This window comes from Rossellomorea sp. QJM3NY_18, assembly GCF_056173145.1.
The window spans coordinates 3,943,721-3,959,511 of record NZ_CM149659.1; the positions used below are offsets into that span (position 1 = coordinate 3,943,721).

At 41.4% G+C, this 15,791-nt stretch carries 13 protein-coding genes; 8 read left to right on the forward strand and 5 right to left on the reverse strand.

The features are described from left to right. Positions 1–10: 10 nt before the first annotated feature. Positions 11–937 carry a DUF1672 family protein gene (locus AC0VXY_RS20360; RefSeq protein ID WP_475526339.1) on the reverse strand — a complete coding sequence of 309 codons (927 nt, stop codon included), beginning with the start codon at positions 935–937 and terminating at the stop codon, positions 11–13. Between the two features lie 702 nt (positions 938–1,639). On the opposite strand from AC0VXY_RS20360, the gene AC0VXY_RS20365 reads away from it, so the two are divergent. The 3 genes from AC0VXY_RS20365 to AC0VXY_RS20375 all read left to right on the forward strand — a co-directional run bounded on the left by AC0VXY_RS20365 (position 1,640) and on the right by AC0VXY_RS20375 (position 4,643). After that, positions 1,640–2,518: a helix-turn-helix domain-containing protein gene (locus AC0VXY_RS20365; protein ID WP_475526340.1), complete on the forward strand. Its 879-nt coding sequence runs from the start codon at positions 1,640–1,642 to the stop codon at positions 2,516–2,518. A gap of 280 nt (positions 2,519–2,798) precedes the next feature. Continuing rightward, positions 2,799–3,683 carry a helix-turn-helix domain-containing protein gene (locus tag AC0VXY_RS20370; protein WP_475526341.1) on the forward strand — a complete coding sequence of 295 codons (885 nt, stop codon included), beginning with the start codon at positions 2,799–2,801 and terminating at the stop codon, positions 3,681–3,683. A gap of 303 nt (positions 3,684–3,986) precedes the next feature. After that, complete coding sequence (locus tag AC0VXY_RS20375) at positions 3,987–4,643, forward strand: DUF4396 domain-containing protein (protein WP_475526342.1); 657 nt, start codon at positions 3,987–3,989, stop codon at positions 4,641–4,643. A gap of 71 nt (positions 4,644–4,714) precedes the next feature. On the opposite strand, the gene AC0VXY_RS20380 is transcribed toward AC0VXY_RS20375, so the two are convergent. Continuing rightward, positions 4,715–5,488: a transposase gene (locus AC0VXY_RS20380; RefSeq protein ID WP_475526343.1), complete on the reverse strand. Its 774-nt coding sequence runs from the start codon at positions 5,486–5,488 to the stop codon at positions 4,715–4,717. A 304-nt stretch (positions 5,489–5,792) separates the two neighbouring features. On the opposite strand from AC0VXY_RS20380, the gene AC0VXY_RS20385 reads away from it, so the two are divergent. Both AC0VXY_RS20385 and AC0VXY_RS20390 read left to right on the forward strand, forming a co-directional pair. Continuing rightward, a complete protein-coding gene (locus tag AC0VXY_RS20385; RefSeq protein ID WP_475526344.1) occupies positions 5,793–6,875 on the forward strand; it encodes a glycosyltransferase in 1,083 nt (360 codons plus the stop codon). Further along, positions 6,868–8,688, forward strand: a complete 1,821-nt coding sequence (locus tag AC0VXY_RS20390; protein WP_475526345.1) for a hypothetical protein — start codon at positions 6,868–6,870, stop codon at positions 8,686–8,688. Before AC0VXY_RS20385 ends, AC0VXY_RS20390 begins: the two co-directional genes overlap by 8 nt. 152 nt (positions 8,689–8,840) lie before the next feature. Here the strand turns inward: AC0VXY_RS20390 and AC0VXY_RS20395 are convergent, their stop codons facing one another. Further along, a complete protein-coding gene (locus tag AC0VXY_RS20395) occupies positions 8,841–9,575 on the reverse strand; it encodes a plasmid pRiA4b ORF-3 family protein (RefSeq protein WP_475526346.1) in 735 nt (244 codons plus the stop codon). 595 nt (positions 9,576–10,170) lie between these two features. Here AC0VXY_RS20395 and AC0VXY_RS20400 point away from each other — a divergent pair. Together AC0VXY_RS20400 and AC0VXY_RS20405 are read left to right on the forward strand one after the other, a co-directional pair. Continuing rightward, complete coding sequence (locus AC0VXY_RS20400; protein ID WP_475526347.1) at positions 10,171–10,716, forward strand: sigma-70 family RNA polymerase sigma factor; 546 nt, start codon at positions 10,171–10,173, stop codon at positions 10,714–10,716. Beyond that, positions 10,685–12,046 (forward strand): DUF4179 domain-containing protein, encoded by a 1,362-nt coding sequence (locus tag AC0VXY_RS20405; RefSeq protein ID WP_475526348.1) that lies wholly within the window; start codon positions 10,685–10,687, stop codon positions 12,044–12,046. Before AC0VXY_RS20400 ends, AC0VXY_RS20405 begins: the two co-directional genes overlap by 32 nt. A 463-nt stretch (positions 12,047–12,509) precedes the next feature. Here AC0VXY_RS20405 and AC0VXY_RS20410 read toward each other — a convergent pair whose 3' ends face one another. After that, positions 12,510–13,031 (reverse strand): DUF6241 domain-containing protein, encoded by a 522-nt coding sequence (locus AC0VXY_RS20410; RefSeq protein ID WP_475526349.1) that lies wholly within the window; start codon positions 13,029–13,031, stop codon positions 12,510–12,512. A 204-nt stretch (positions 13,032–13,235) separates the two neighbouring features. Between AC0VXY_RS20410 and AC0VXY_RS20415 the strand changes: the two genes are divergently transcribed. Continuing rightward, on the forward strand, positions 13,236–14,402 hold the full coding sequence (locus AC0VXY_RS20415; protein WP_475526350.1) for a 3-phenylpropionate MFS transporter: 1,167 nt from the start codon (positions 13,236–13,238) through the stop codon (positions 14,400–14,402). A 99-nt stretch (positions 14,403–14,501) separates the two neighbouring features. Here AC0VXY_RS20415 and AC0VXY_RS20420 read toward each other — a convergent pair whose 3' ends face one another. Beyond that, complete coding sequence (locus AC0VXY_RS20420) at positions 14,502–15,419, reverse strand: C40 family peptidase (RefSeq protein WP_475526351.1); 918 nt, start codon at positions 15,417–15,419, stop codon at positions 14,502–14,504. Positions 15,420–15,791: the final 372 nt, after the last annotated feature.

Consider the following 15,791-nt stretch of genomic DNA (forward strand, 5'->3'; position numbering starts at 1 on the left):
TATTAACCACCTATTCGTTACGAATAATTTCCTGTTCAATTGAATTATCTTTAAACCCTTCAAACGATTCCTTGTGAACCCTGTTATCATTTACTGCCACTCTATATGTCCCTTTTGGAAGAGCGCTCATTTTTTCTATATCTTTTACTACACGTTTCATAACCTTTTCACTTGGATCCACATTCTTTTCTTCCATAAAGAGCATAATGTTGATTCTTAAGCTATCTGGATTGAACGAATCCCCATCATACACTTTTTTTAGTGTTTCGATCGTTGTTTCATGATCTTCCATGTAGAGATCATAGACAGGCTGTATGGCTTCATCGCTTTTTAGGGAAGACATAGAGTAATATGGCGTCATACTACCCGATCCACCGACATTTTGAAGAGACTCAATGGTTCTCCCTACAACGTCTTCTTCTGAAACGACCTTCTCAAGATACGTATCCAGATTCTTGAATTCTTCCTTCAATATCAGTCTGTATAATCCTTCACGGATCCCTCGCTCAACTTCGCCTTCTTGTGTTCTCACTTCTTTAGTCATGATTTCTTCCGTGCCTTTATTTATAGGAACAATGGCATAAGAATAAAAATGCACAGGTCCTGTCGATTCCAGGAATACCGTCACTCCATCCACATTCCCCACTAGATTGTGAACTTTAACCTCAGTCTTATATTTCTCTAAGAAGAAATCTTTTACCGCCTTTTCCACTTCCTCACTTTTTGCCTCGGCAATCTTATCGTTCTCATCACCATTATTCAAAAAGTAGCCTTCCCCTTTATAATCCTGCACCCTTGCATACTGATCCTTCACTTCATCCTGCGTATTCTTCTTCTCATCCACACCATTGCCATTCGCATTATCCATATTCATACATCCTCCAAGTAATAATGAAAGTCCGATTCCATATATAATCCACTTATTTTTTCTGTTCATGAATGTCTGATCCTCCTAATTGGATGGGTTCATTTTAAAGAATTACCTTTATATTGTATAAAAGTCTGTAAAGTATTAACAGTTTAATCGGGAATTCCTTAGATCAATCAGGAAAAACAGGAAAAAAGTAGTGGTGACGATTCTCTTCTACATTTCTTTTAACCTGTTTATTTTGCTGGAATTATCGTGAGTCTTCAGACTTATACATTTGTATAATTACCCCAATTGTTCAAAAGATAACCTGTTAGTCTAGAAATTTTTGTAAGGTATGAACAGGGTAAGAATCCCTATTCTCCCCTAATCACTTCCTTTTCGATTGAATTATCTTTAAAGCCTTCAAACGATTCTTTATGTACACCGTTGTCATTTATCGCTATCCTGTATTTTGAAGGGATTCGACGGTTCTGCCAACAACCTTTCCCTCCGAAACCACTTTCTCAAGATACGAATCCAGCTTCTTAAGTTTCTACTCCTTCACAATGGAAGCCGGAAACGATAATTCCAGGAAGTTATCTTTGACCCATCCTCCAATGTATGCTAAACATTTCCAAGACATTGCCGGTATGATAAGATGTAGCAGTATTTTGAAGAGCAGGGGAAGGAGCAGGGGGACGGTTCTTCTGCTCCCAAAAACCCCACTCACTTTAGAAATATGGACAAACAAAGAAGCGAGAGAACTGTCCCGATGAGGAGGTATTAGTCATGGATTATTCGGTAATCGGGAAGAAGATTAGGGAACTTCGAAAGGCCGTCGGGTTGACCCAGGGTGATCTGGCAGAAAACATTTGTACACAAGCCTTGATCAGCCGCATTGAAAAAGGTGATATCTACCCAAGCGCCACTGCTCTTTACCAAATCTCGAATCGACTGGGAGTGGATGTGAACTATTTCTTTGAAATTGGCACAACCCCAAGGCTCGACTATATTAACGAGGTGGAAAGGCAGCTAACCAAGCTCCGGGTGGATCAGCGATTCGAGGAAATGATGGAAATCGTCAAAACAGAAGAAAAAAACCCTTTATTCTATAAAGATAATGAAAAATTGCAGCTTCTACTCTGGCACAAAAGCATCTATTTTTTCGAGGTGGAAAAGGAAAGCGAAACGGCCTTGACCATCTTGAATGAAGCCTATAACCTGACAGCCAAACAAAAAAAGGCCATGACCGAAAGAGAAATGGAAATCCTGATTACGTTCGGGATATGGGAAACTCAGCTTGGTGACCATCAGAAGGCACTGGACTATTATCAACAGGTCGAGGTCGCCATCAATCCCGCCGAGCAGCTGCACGATAAATCGATCAAAACCCGATTGCTCTATAACATCGCGAGGGTCCTGACCCGCACAGAACACTATGAATCCTCCACAGACTACTGCCTGAAAGCCATTCACTGGTGCATCGATGAAGAACTGCTGTGGGGACTGGGAGAATCCTATTACCAAATCGGATTCAACTACGAACTCATGGAAGATTTCCAACAAGCCATCCCCTACTTCCAAAAAGCCCTCCTCATGTTCGAACTGCGGAACAACAACCTATACTCCACATTCCTTGAAGAGAAATTGGCTAAGCTGGGAGTGTAGGGAGAGCAGGGGGACGGTTCTTATGCTTCCTAAAATCCCACTCCCTTTAGAAATATAGGCAAAAAAAGAAGCGGTATAAATGAGCAGGATACTCATAAGTTTTTTCTCCTTAGCGAGTTTCATTTTTCACAAAGACCAATCAAACTTATTTCAGTATAAAAATCGTATTGATTGTAATCATTAACTATTTTAAAGATCTAAATAGAAGCACGAGAACCGTCCCCCGTGCTCCCCCCGCAATCTGTTACACTAAGGAAAAAAGATTCAAGAAGGTGCTAACATGGACTACTCAGTAATCGGAACCAAAATTAGAGAAATGAGAAAGGTGGTCGGGCTCACACAAGGAGATTTGGCTGAGGGGATCTGTACCCAGGCGCTTATCAGCCGGATTGAAAAGGGAGACATTTACCCAAGTGCCACGGCTCTTTATCAAATTGCGGTTAAACTTGGAGTCGACATCAATTATTTCTTTGAGATCGGGACCACCCCCAGGCTGGATTACATACGGGAGGTCGAGAGGCAATTGAAATACCTAAGAGACACATGGAATTATAAAGGGGTGATTGAGGTGGTGAAAACCGAGGAAAAAAATCCTCTGTTTTATAAAGATAACGATAAGCTTCAGTTACTTTACTGGCATAAAGCTATTTACCTGTATGAAGAGAAGAAGGAAATCGAATCAGCTTTTACCCTTTTACATAAAGCGTATCACCTGACCGCCCACCCTAAGAAGGCTATGTCCGAGAGAGAAATGCAAATACTTTCAACGATTGGCACGTTTCACGCTTCCCTATATCACCATGATGAAGCACTCGATTATTATCATCAAGTGGAAACGGCTATGAAAACGACGGAACATTTGCAAGAAAAGGTCATCAAAACGAAGTTATTTTGCAATATGGCGAGGGTTCTGACCCGTTGCGGAAGATTGGACGAATCTACAGATTATTGTTTTAAAGCAATTAAATGGTGTTTTGAAGAAGAATTGCTATGGGGACTAGGTGAACTCCACTACCAAATCGGCTATAACTATGAACTAATGGATGACATCGATAAAGCACTATTTTTTATGCAGCGGGCTTTTCATATGTTTGAACTGCGGGAAGAAACAATGCATATAGACTTTCTAAAAAAGAAGTTGAATGAGATGAGGAAGGAAACATAGGGACGGTTCCTGCTTCCATCCTTACCTTACTGGATAGCCGGTCTTCGTTCCCATGTACTGATAATAATCTTTCGTGGTTCGTAACTATGGCCGAGACCGACTTTAAAGGACAAAAATAAGAACTTCTCTATAATGGGGCTACCATATGAACCCAGAAGAAAAACTATTTCGTTCTGCTTGTTTTCTCAATCTAAAAGAAGCACGAGAACCGTCCCCTTGCTTCCCCCTTCCCCAAAAAGATTATACAAGTCCTCCAACGGGTATATTGTCTTGTAGACCATATAACTAAGAAAGGATGATTCTGTGCTAACAACGATTTCGTGGATTTTTCTAGGGATAGGACTGTTGTCTTCCCTCATTATATTAATGGATGTGGTCAAGCATCCGCAGAAGATGAAGATCATGAATGTGGTGTGGCCGATCAACGGATGGTTCTTCGGTCCGATTGCTCTCTGGACATACTTTAAGTGGGGCAGGGTAAAGGCGAAGAACATAGATAAGGAAGACAACCGCGGCCATGGGGCCAAAGTGTTCGTCTCCACCAGCCACTGCTCGGCAGGCTGCTCTTTCGGTGACGCGGTCGGTGTTCCGATCGTCGCGATGACCGGTCTCACGATTGCCGGTTCTACTTTATTTGCTCATTATACAGTTGAATTTATACTCGCTTATTTATTCGGAGTCATCTTTCAATTCTACTCCATTTATCCCATGAATAAGGAAAATGGGAAACTCAACGCCTTCAAACAGGCAATCAAAGCCGACTCCCTTTCCCTGATCGCCTTTGAAGTAGGGATGTTCGGGTGGATGGCTATCGTCCATTATCTGCTATTCAATGAGCCGCCGAAGCCGACAGAACCCACGTATTGGTTCATGATGCAGATCGCAATGATATTAGGGTTTCTGACGAGTTATCCGGCGAACCAGTGGTTGATTAAGAAAGGGTTGAAGGAAGCGATGTAGGAGCATAGGGACGGTTCCTCTGCTTCCCAACATCTTCAAAAAGAAGCAAGAGAACCGTCCCCACGCTCCCTCTAAACCTTAAACACCAAACTAGGAGAAACCCCCAGAATTCTCGCTGCCTGCCTTTGTGACAGCCCCTCTATTTCTTTTACGTTTCGCAATATGATATTTCTCTCTTCTCTGGACAAGCTTTTCACCTGTGGAATTTCATAGGATCCGAGACACTTCATGATTTCCACTCTTGCTTCATCGTCGGTTAATCTTCTGACTGAGCTCGCGTCCAGGCATTGATCATCGTTGTTTCTCTCGTTAAATTCTTTAAATTCAGTTTGTGCAATGGATAGATGGGGAGAAAACATGCTGAATAAATAGTGCGGATCAAGCAGGTTCGGTGGATAGACCGTCTTCCCGTAGTATCCCGGGCAGCTGCTCCACTTCCATTCATGGGGTCGAGTAGCGATTCCTGCCTTGATTGGATTCTGGTGGATGTATCGTGCGACAGTCAAAAAATACATGCGGCTTTCTACATTTTCACTTTTAAACCGGTCCTGGAAAAGGTGCCCGGCCGTATTGTACTTGGAATTGTAATAAAAGGCGTAACTCACACCCACCCGTTTCATCACCAGTGAAATGTCTTCACTTCCCTCTTTCATCAACAAGTGAACGTGATTTCCCATCAGGCACCATGCGTACATCTTAAAGCCTGATTCGCTTTTATATTTCCTCAGGAGATCCAGGTATTTTATGCGATCGTGATCATCGTGAAAAATTTCCTGTTTATTGGCTCCCCTCACAATGACATGATAAATTCCCGTTTTGCTTTTCCTTCTAGCATGCCGGGGCATTCATTTACCTCCTTCTGTCTCACGAGTGAGCTTCTAATCAATAGTTGAATCCGAAATCAAATAAAGAGAGTTTAAAGATAAGTAGATTACGTCTGTAGCATTACATAGAGTGCACTGCGAAGAATAAATCTGGGGTTAAATTTAATTTACCATAATACACTAAATACTTTCAATGGGAAAAATGGAAGCAAGAGAACCGTCCCCCTGCTTTCTTATATTTTTTGTAAAAAATATAGGATCTTATTGTATTTTTTTACAGGTTTAGATATAGTGGGGTAGATTGAATTTTCTGGGAGGAGATACAATGAAATCCATTGATGATATTGCCATCGTCATTCCCGCTTATAACCCTGATGAGAAATTAAAAATGTTAGTTGATGACATTATGTCAGCACATTTTTCACGAGTTATTATTGTAAATGATGGTAGTAAAGAAGAATGCGCCGGCATTTTTAGAGAGTTAGAGGACATTGACGAGTGTGTGGTCTTACATCATAGTGTCAATCAAGGGAAAGGTCAGGCTTTAAAAACGGCCTTTGCATATTTTAAAGAACATTATCATGATTCACTTGGGCTTATTACAATTGACTCTGATGGTCAGCATACAGTAGAAGATATGAAGAAGGTCGCTGCTAAATTAGATGACCATCCTAATAGCTTAGTATTAGGGTCCAGAAATTTCTCAGAAGAAAATATTCCTTTGAGGAGCCGTTTTGGAAATAACCTTACTAAAGTCGTGGTCAAGTTCGCCAGTGGAATTAAAGTTTCCGATACACAAACGGGTTTGAGAGGAATACCAGCAGTGTATGTGGATGATCTTCTAGAGGTAAAAGGTGACCGCTACGAGTACGAGATGAACATGTTATTAGAATGTAAGAAGAAGAATATTAAGATTGAAGAAGTGAACATTAAAACGATCTATATAGAAGAGAATAAATCGTCTCATTTTAATCCAATCAAGGATTCTATCAAAATCTATTCCGTTTTTTTAAAGTTCATCGTGTCTTCCTTTGCATCATTTGGGGTGGATATCGCATTATTTACGATTTTCGCATTGATGCTAAAGGATACATTACCAGATTCTTTCATCATTGTTTCAACGGTTCTTGCAAGGGTTCTATCATCATTTATCAATTTTATGATTAATAGAAATGTAGTATTTCAATCAAGCTCATCCCATACAATGATAAAATACTATGCACTCAGTATTGTTCAGATGGGGATCTCAGCGCTGGCTGTACACTATATCTATTCAGCGGTCAGTTCAGGAGAGGTAGTCATCAAGGTTATAGTGGATTCTCTTTTATTCCTTGTTAGTTTTGTCATTCAACGAGAATGGGTATTCAAAAATGAGGTTGGCCGGAGTGAGTTGTTGAATAATGAGTAGCATCGTTTCGTTTTTACTATTATTCACTTCTTTCAGTGGATGGGGACTAGTTTCTTTAAATAAAATAAAAGTTCATATCTCTTTTATTCCCATCTTTGTCTTTTCGTCCATTACAACCGTTGTGTTCTGTGCAGGATTAATAAATATCATGCCATTGGCAGTGCATCTCATATATTACTCAGGACTGGTCCTATTCGCATGGTATACCTATCACTATTTTCAGGGAAAGTATTCTCTAAAGCCGTTATTCCACCCTGGAATGATCCTACTTGTACTGTCTACCATTGGAATAATCATTTATTTAAAAGGTCTAATCCTGACTCATTATGACAATTTCAGCCATTGGGGGTTGATCGTAAGAGAAATGACGTTGATGGATGGGCTTCCGGATAGCTCTACCATCATCACATTCCAAAATTATCCCCCAGGAAGTGCAGTCTTCATTTATTATGTAATGAAAGTATTAGGCGCACATGAAAGTTATGCTTTAATGGCCCAGGCACTTCTGGCCCTTTCGTGTGTCGTGCCGATGTTCTTCTTAAGTAAATGGAAGAAGCCTGAAGTGATTGTTTTAACCATAGCTGCAGGTTTTTCTCTTTTTTTGATGCATTGGAGTAGCTTATATAACCTATTAGTGGATATTGTATTAGGATTGGTCGCATTCGCTTCAGTCATTGCAGCTTATTATTATAGAGATGACTGGAAGAAGCAGCTGATCGTTAATACACCGATATTGATTCTATTGATGTTGGTGAAAGACAGTGGGAAAATCTTTATGGCTTTCAATATATTACTTATCTTGATTTTTCTATATTACCATTATATACATAAAAAAAGCGTTTCAAAAAAAACGTGCAAGATGATTTATAACACTCTTCTTTGGCTGATCGGATTACCAATATTCCTAAATTACTTATGGTTAAAATATACGATCAAGGCATACCATATGAATTATGGTACAAATAAATTTGCCGTCACACCCAGTAAGGTAACCAACAATGACAAGTCCTCAGAATTCATGGAGAACATAGGTCCAAAGCTGTGGCAGGCTTCTACCAATCTAGAATCGAATCATGTTGGTGCCCTCTTACTATTAAATCTTATCGCTGTTGTTATAATACTGTTACTGTATGTGTACCAACGGAAATTCTCCAAGTTATTGATATGGACAATCCTGGTTACAAATACTTATTATGCTTTATATATGGTGTCTCTCTATTTCATGTATGTGTATTTAATGCCGGAATTTGAGGCCTCGAGATTAGCGGGGTTCGGGAGGTATCAATCGACGGTCATTGTCTATCTAACAGGTATTCTAATGACTGCCATAATACATGAATGGAATGATCACTTTAAACCTAAGTCTGTGACCAAAATAATGACTGTGATCACATTAGGAAGTCTTTTCATTTATCCATTCAGTGATAATCTCAAACAGCTTGATGATAAACCTGAAACCAGGTCGACTATACGATGGGAGGTCAAATCCAAATTTGAAAAAATCGCTTCCACCGGTACCGTTGATCCCAAAGTGATGTATTATAGTCCGAAGAGCATAGATGATAGAGGCTACTTGAAGTATATTGTATCGTATGAACAGCTATCAACCAATTACGTTATTATTAATGGTATAAACACAAGTGAGCAAAGAGAAAAGTTTCTTGAAAATCTGAAACATACAGAGTATCTGGTGGTATTGGACGCTGATCAAGAATTTAAGGATTGGTTCTCACGTTTTATTACCGTCGAAAAACCAGAAGGAGTCTATAAGGTCCAACAGAAAGGCGAGGAGTGGACGTTTACACCGATTTAAATAATACAGGTCCAATGATTTGCAAGTGTCAACACGGCCCTGTGCTCCTACAAAAAAACAGCGTATCTTTCTTCCGTTTCTCGAAGAAAGATACGCTGTTTAATATAAAAAAGACGTTTTCGGAAGCAAGAGAACCGTCCCCTCGCTTCCCCCTAACTCTTCCGATACTTATCCTCAATAATCATATAATTTTCATGATTGATCTTATCCCACTCCGTCTTCTTATAATTAAGTCCTTTGAGTATGTTATTGATCCAATCAGGATTATATTCTCTGTAGTATACTGATTTGGCCCACGCCTTCATTTCCTTATGTTCTGGATGTTTCTCATCACGGTAGGCTTTAAGAAATTCATAGAAACCAGGGATCCCACCTACATCTTCAGGAGGAGAGGTTTCTGCCCCGTCAAGGAGGGTTGGGTAGCCAAAGTAGTAATCGTTGACAATCTCCTCAAGCTTAATGGTGAACTGCCAACCATCACCAAAATCATAGGCATACCGGATCTCCCCATACTTCTCCAGATACTCATCGATCTTTAATCCGGTGGGTTTCCGCACTTCGATCTTCAGTCTTTCCAGGGCATTCTTTTCAAATTTCAGCATTTCTGGTGGCATCGATTTTAACCTTTCTTCATAAGCGGCCTTGTTTTTCTTATAGTGCTGATGCTCAAGATAAGCTTCTTCATGGTCAGTGACAATCCTATGATCTTCCGTGAGGTCGAATTCATAGAGGTGATAACCTTCACTGGGATAACCGCTTTGGAAATTCGTCACGTTCTGAATGACGTCGTGAAGCCTTCTATACGTCGCTCCCGCTGGCATGATGACTCTTCTCCATATCAACGGATCGGACTCTTCTAATTCAATTTTTAAAATGTAAGATTTCAATTTGGATTCCCTCCTATTTAAGAGTTTCATTTCAGAGAAGGTGTAAACTGGTCCCCAAAGGAATAACCGTCCCGACTCCCCCATAGATTTAGTATACGAAAGGAGTGCTGTAATTGCAGCCGTCGCATTCAGTGAAGCAGGGGGACGGTTCTTCTGCTTCCCCCTTTGAAATACGGGAAAAGGAAGCATGAGAACCGTCCCTATGCTTTCCTAAGCCTTAAGCTCATTCATGAAAAGCATTCCCCTAGCTACCACCTATCACCCCCCTCATGTGGAATAGCCTGGGCTAGTTCCCCACATAGAATCCCCTTCGTATTCTTGCTACCGTAAATGGAACACTTCTACATGTTTATTGTTATGAAATCTACACCCTTTCCTTCAAGGTCTTCCTTATATTCTTTTTTTTGGTGAGGACAAAATAAGTTAAGTTATCTATTATTAAAAGAAGAAGAGTCTGCTTCCCCCAAAAAACAAATTTAAATGCCCCAAAAGGAAGCAACAGAACCGTCCCCCTGCTCACCCCTGCTCACAAACAAAAAAACTTGAAACTTATTCATACCATTCCCGCTCTAATAATCAAAAAGGAGGGCAAATAGTGAATGAACTTAGTCTTATCAGGAAGGCCATAAAAGGAAATAAGAAGTGTCTTCAGGAGCTTCTTGTTCTGCATAGTGATCAGTTGTACCGCACGGCGTTCTTATATGTTGGAAATCGTGAAGATGCCCTTGATGTGGTTCAGGAGGCATCTTACAAAGCGTTTAAGTCAATCAGCAAATTAAAAAATGAGAAATACTTCTTAACCTGGCTCACAAGGATCCTGATCCATTGTTCTTATGAGGTATTAAATAGAAAGAAGAAAGAGATTCCCATAGACAGGATGAACGAACGAAACGTTGATCGAACAGAACAAGGAGTCGAGAGTCTGGACCTAATAGATGCCATCAACCAGCTAAATGAAAAACATAAAGCTGCGATCATTCTTTTCTACTTTCAGGATCTCCCGATAAGCGAAGTGGCCAAGGTCATGAACATACCTGAAAACACAGTAAAAACCTACTTGAGTAGAGGGAAAGAAAGATTGAAAAAATCGTTAGGAGGAATGAACCACAATGGAGAAAAACTCATTTCAAGAAGCATATGAAAAGATTGAAGTGCCACAGGAGGATGTTTTAAAATCCATCCGGAAAGGAATGAACCGGGCTAATTCTGATGCATACAAAACGAAAAAGAAAACCGCTTTATGGTCGTCCGTTGCAGCTGCCACCCTTTTCGTTTCTTCCAGCTTCCTTTCGCCTTCCCTGTCTCATGTCATGGCGGATGTCCCTTTACTCGGGAAGGTCTATGAAACCTTCAACGACTCCGTTGGAAGGAGCTTGCAATCACAAGAACTAATAACGGCACTCAATCAAACCGCCAGCAGTAAAGGGATTGATGTCTCGATTACCAACGCATATTATGACGGAGCGATTGTCGGAGTAACGTTTAAAGCAAATGGGAAGATGAACACAGAGGAAAAAAGTGGTCAGGTCGCTGGGTTTTATGAGATTTTTGATGGAGATGAAGGAATTTCAGATAGCAAAGAACTCGTTCATATGGAAAAGACAGAGGATGGCTATATCGGCCACATCCAATTAAGTTATCCAAAATCGGAATTGCCCTCAGACACCACCTTCCCACTTGAATTTAAAACGATTGGCGGGAAAGAAGGAAACTGGAGGTTTGATGTCCCAATTAAGCAGCTGCCTTATGAAACCGTCACTCTTGATAAAAATAGCAGTGAAGACCTGTCAGGTGTGAACGTTCATTTTGACTCGATCATCCTGGGGAAGGCCTCGACCGCCATTAACTACACGGCAACATTCCCTGTTCTAGGAAAGCATGATCAGGTGCGCCTGGAAGTCTATGATGACAAAGGGGAAGAAATGAATATCTCCATGGATGGCATTGACCTGGAAACGACGAAAAATGGGGACAAATACATTGTTAAAGGAAGAAGCATCATTCCACAGTCAGTAAAAGGAAAAACAAAGTATCTAGAAATAAATCCGAGTGTAGCCCTTAATGAAAAAGATCAATTTGTGCCACTGAATGCCTCAACTCCTGCGGAAGTGAAGGCAGCTAGACAGAATCTCGCTGTTACGATTGAAGATATAACGGTTGATGACACTACCCTTGCCGTTGACTTCCAAGTGAATGACGGGTATGCAATGAACAAAGACTTTAGTTTCTTTAAGGATTTCGCCCAACACAATGTCATTTTAGTGAAGGGATCAAAAAAGGAAATCTATGAAGAGCCTATCAAACACTCCGTCAAGACCATCAAAAAGGATGAATTACGATTCAGAAGTACATTTTACATCAGTCAACTTGATGATTTTGACCTAAACACTTATGTCATGAGGGTGGGACTAGGTCAGTTGAGTGCGAATATCCCTGTTGAATTAGATGAAGTGAATGTCGATTTAGAGTGAAGCAGGGGTGAAGCAGGGGGATCTTCTGCTTCACCTCTTTGAAATACAGGAAAAGGAAGTATGAGAACCGTCCCCTCGCTTCACTGAGAGAAACAAAATTTCCTATCCGAACGATTACCCATCTGCTTACCATTCCACGTATTTAGATCTTAAGTGCATCCAAGGGTGGAAGAAATTCGAGAGCTTCGAATTATGTGCATGGGCACTTGGTAGCTATTGATGGGGGTTGACTTGGGAGGTAGTTCGATGATAAAAAAGGTCCGGAGATCCCTAGAAGCGCATGGATTGTATGTGTTGTATGGGTTCATGATTTTATTGTGCAAGAATAAATAAGAAGCTTGAGGCACCCGCCCTCAAGCTTCTTATTTACGGTTTCCCGATACGGGGCACTCATATAACCTCGATTTCCACTTTCCATTTGTCATCTGTCATCTATCATCGTTAGTTTCATGGTGTAAACCCTCTATCTTTTTTCCCTCTTCTGACTCTCGATATACTTCTTTTCCTGCTCGGCATTCAACGGAGACGTCGCTTTCCCGATATTCCCTTCTTGCAATCGCCAAATCGTGTTATGATCCCCCACCACTCCGGAATAATCGCCTTCTTTCCAGGCTGTAAGGATGTCCTCATACACGTATTCATCCTCATACTTGTTGATTTTTAATTGATCCAACAGATAATTGATTCGTTCATCTGTAATCTTAAAGAAGGACCACTTCTCTTTCGCCCTCACCTTTTGGTGGCTCATGGCATGTATGTATTGGCGCATCAGATTTTCACTCAGCGGCGTCTTCACCTTTTCACCGAATGGATTCTCTTCGCCATTTGGATTCATTTCCACTCCTGCTGTGGACACAGCATCTGACTGATTTGATTGATTACCAGTTTCTGAATTCCCCAGGCTGCCAATTGCAATATAAACACCCAGTCCCGTCAGGAGCACAACACTTCCTACTATAACACTCAACGTTTTTTTGCGTAGCATGGTTTTCCCCCTGTATGATTTCTGTCCTACCTTCTTCTAGATGCCAGGCTGATAGTCCTGCCAATTATCGTTATATTACCATATTTTTCTTTGAGCCAAAAGAGATGGTCGCTAAGTTGGTTGTCAATGGGAACTGAATTCCGTATAATGTTTCGTTGTTTGTTAAAAAATTTCCAACTATACATAAAGGGAGATCTGATACATTTGAAGAATCAGTCGTGGTTGTCACTTCAGTTCTTTGCGATATTTTTTACATGGGGAATTTTCATTCCTTATTGGACAGCGTGGTTAGTGGAGAGTAAGGATTTCTCCATTTCGGCTGCAAGTACCGTGATTGCCGTCGGAATGATCGCCCGTTCGTTTTCAAGCTTCTTCGTATTTCCGAAGTTGAGCCAGACGGTTTCATTGGGACGTCTTTCCCGGTGGTTGGTGTTGATATCGGGGGCTGCTTTGTTGCTGTTCCTGCCAGTGAACTCATTTGGGATGGTTTTAGGATGTATGGTGTTATTCAGCCTTGTCTATCCGATGCTGCTTCCGATGGTGGAGAGCATGGCGGCTGTGATGATGAAGGAAGATGGGATAGATTATGGCCGGAGTCGTTCCTGGGGATCGATCGGGTATACGACCGCACTGCTTGCAGTTGGATTTTTGACGTCGATTTTTACAGAGGGGGCCGTGATTTATCTTCTGTTTGGCGGGATTGTCGTGATCTTGCTTTCTTCCCTTGCGAAACTACCACAATCTATGAGCGGGACACGTGGTCAGGAGAAGCTTTCTTACAGGGGACTTCTGAAATCCAGTAAGTTTGTCTGGGCGATGGTGATCGTCGTCTTGATTCAGGGAGCACATGCTTCTTACTATAATTATGGCGTTCTTTATTTGAAGGAATTAGATGTGAGCGCCGTGTATATCGGCGTGATCTTAAATGTTGCCGTGTTGTCGGAAATCCTGTTCTTTGCATTTTCAGACCGGCTGCTTAAGGGAAAGAGCATTTCCCTCATGTTTATGATAGCAGCAGGGGCTGCTGTGACGCGTTGGACTTTGTTGTTCCTCTTCCCCAGCACCCCTGTCTTTATCTTTACCCAACTTTTCCACTCACTAACCTTCGGATTGACCCATTATGCATTTATGCGGTTGATTTATGAAGAATTGGAAAGCAAGGATATTCCTGCAGCCCAGGGAGTGTATACTTCCCTTGGAATGGGATTGAGTACGGCTGTGCTGACGTTCATCGGCGGCTTCTTGTATGACATTTCACCTGGCACGGCATTTATGGGGATGGCCGTGGTTGTGGCTCCTTGCGTGGTGCTTGGTGGATGGATGTATTGGAAGTATGATCGTGGGGTTGAAGGTGTGTTTAGTTATAAATAATAATTGGCCGTTCGGGATGTGTGATTCCGGGCGGTTTTTTTATGTTGTGGAGATATAAAAAACGCCCCACCTTCAACAGGCAGGACGCTCTGATCAAACTTAAAATCTCTTATACCCAACAAACTTAGGATTCCAGTACGTATTGCTTAACTTCGATACCACAACTCCGCTGTCGGATGCGTGGATGAATTCCCCGTTTCCTATGTAGATTCCCATGTGGCTGATGCCGGCTTTATACGTATTTTCGAAGAATACGAGGTCGCCTGCTTTCGGGCTGGATACAAAGGATGATTTGCTGTAGTAGCCTTCTGTGTTCGTACGTGCAATCGATTGTCCCGCCTGGTTGAAGACGTAGTAGATGAATCCGCTGCAGTCAAAGCCAGATGGTGATGTGCCTCCCCATGCGTACGGAGTTCCTACATATTTCTTGGCGATGTCGACGACGTTTGATGATGGAGTTTCTGTTCCTCCGCCTGATGTACCATTAATGGAAAGCTTTTGACCTACATATATTGTATCAGAGCTTAACCCGTTCCAAGACTTGATGGACGACACGCTCACGTCATAACGGATGGCGATATGTGAAAGGGTGTCTCCTGATTGTACTGTATAGGTACTTGATCCCGTTGACGGTGGTGGTGTTGTTCCGCCGGAAGAAACGATCAACGTTTGACCAGGATAGATCACATCACTACTCAGGTTGTTCCATGATTTTAGTTCGGCTACATACACATCGTATTTGGCACCGATTTTTGATAGATAGTCACCTGATTGGACGGTATATGTTTTGGCAGATGAACTGCTTGGAGCTGATACTTCCAGTACTTGATTCACATAGATCAAGTCGGAGTTCAAATTATTCCAGTTTTTCAGGTTTGAAACGGATGTATCATATTTATATGCAATCACGGAAAGGGAATCACCTGATTGTACACGGTAAGAAGCCGCTTCCGCTGAATTGGCAGCGATTGTCGAGAATAGAGCAGCAGTAGTAAAGGCAATGATTGTTTTTTTCAAAAAAATGTCTCCTCTTCATAGATAGTGTCGAATTTTAGTGCTTGTCCATTATCTATGAAATAGACTGATATTTTAATAGGCTAATATTCTTATATGAAGAAAAAACAGGAAGAAACCCCAGTATAATAGTAATTGGTACTTTATGGTCTTATTTCCATTTACAAATAGTTCCTTACATAGTTTGAAGGATTCACCTGGGTGAATGTCCTTATTTGCAAAAAAACCTTATCAGCCCCGGTGTCATACCGTTTAGAAATTTATGGTTACGCTTACAACATTGACGCGATGCTTTTGTGGGTCTTTACTCTCTTTTTCTCATGGTGGTTTACGACCGCTGACCTTACATATGGACCAGTCGACTCCCCACCCCTA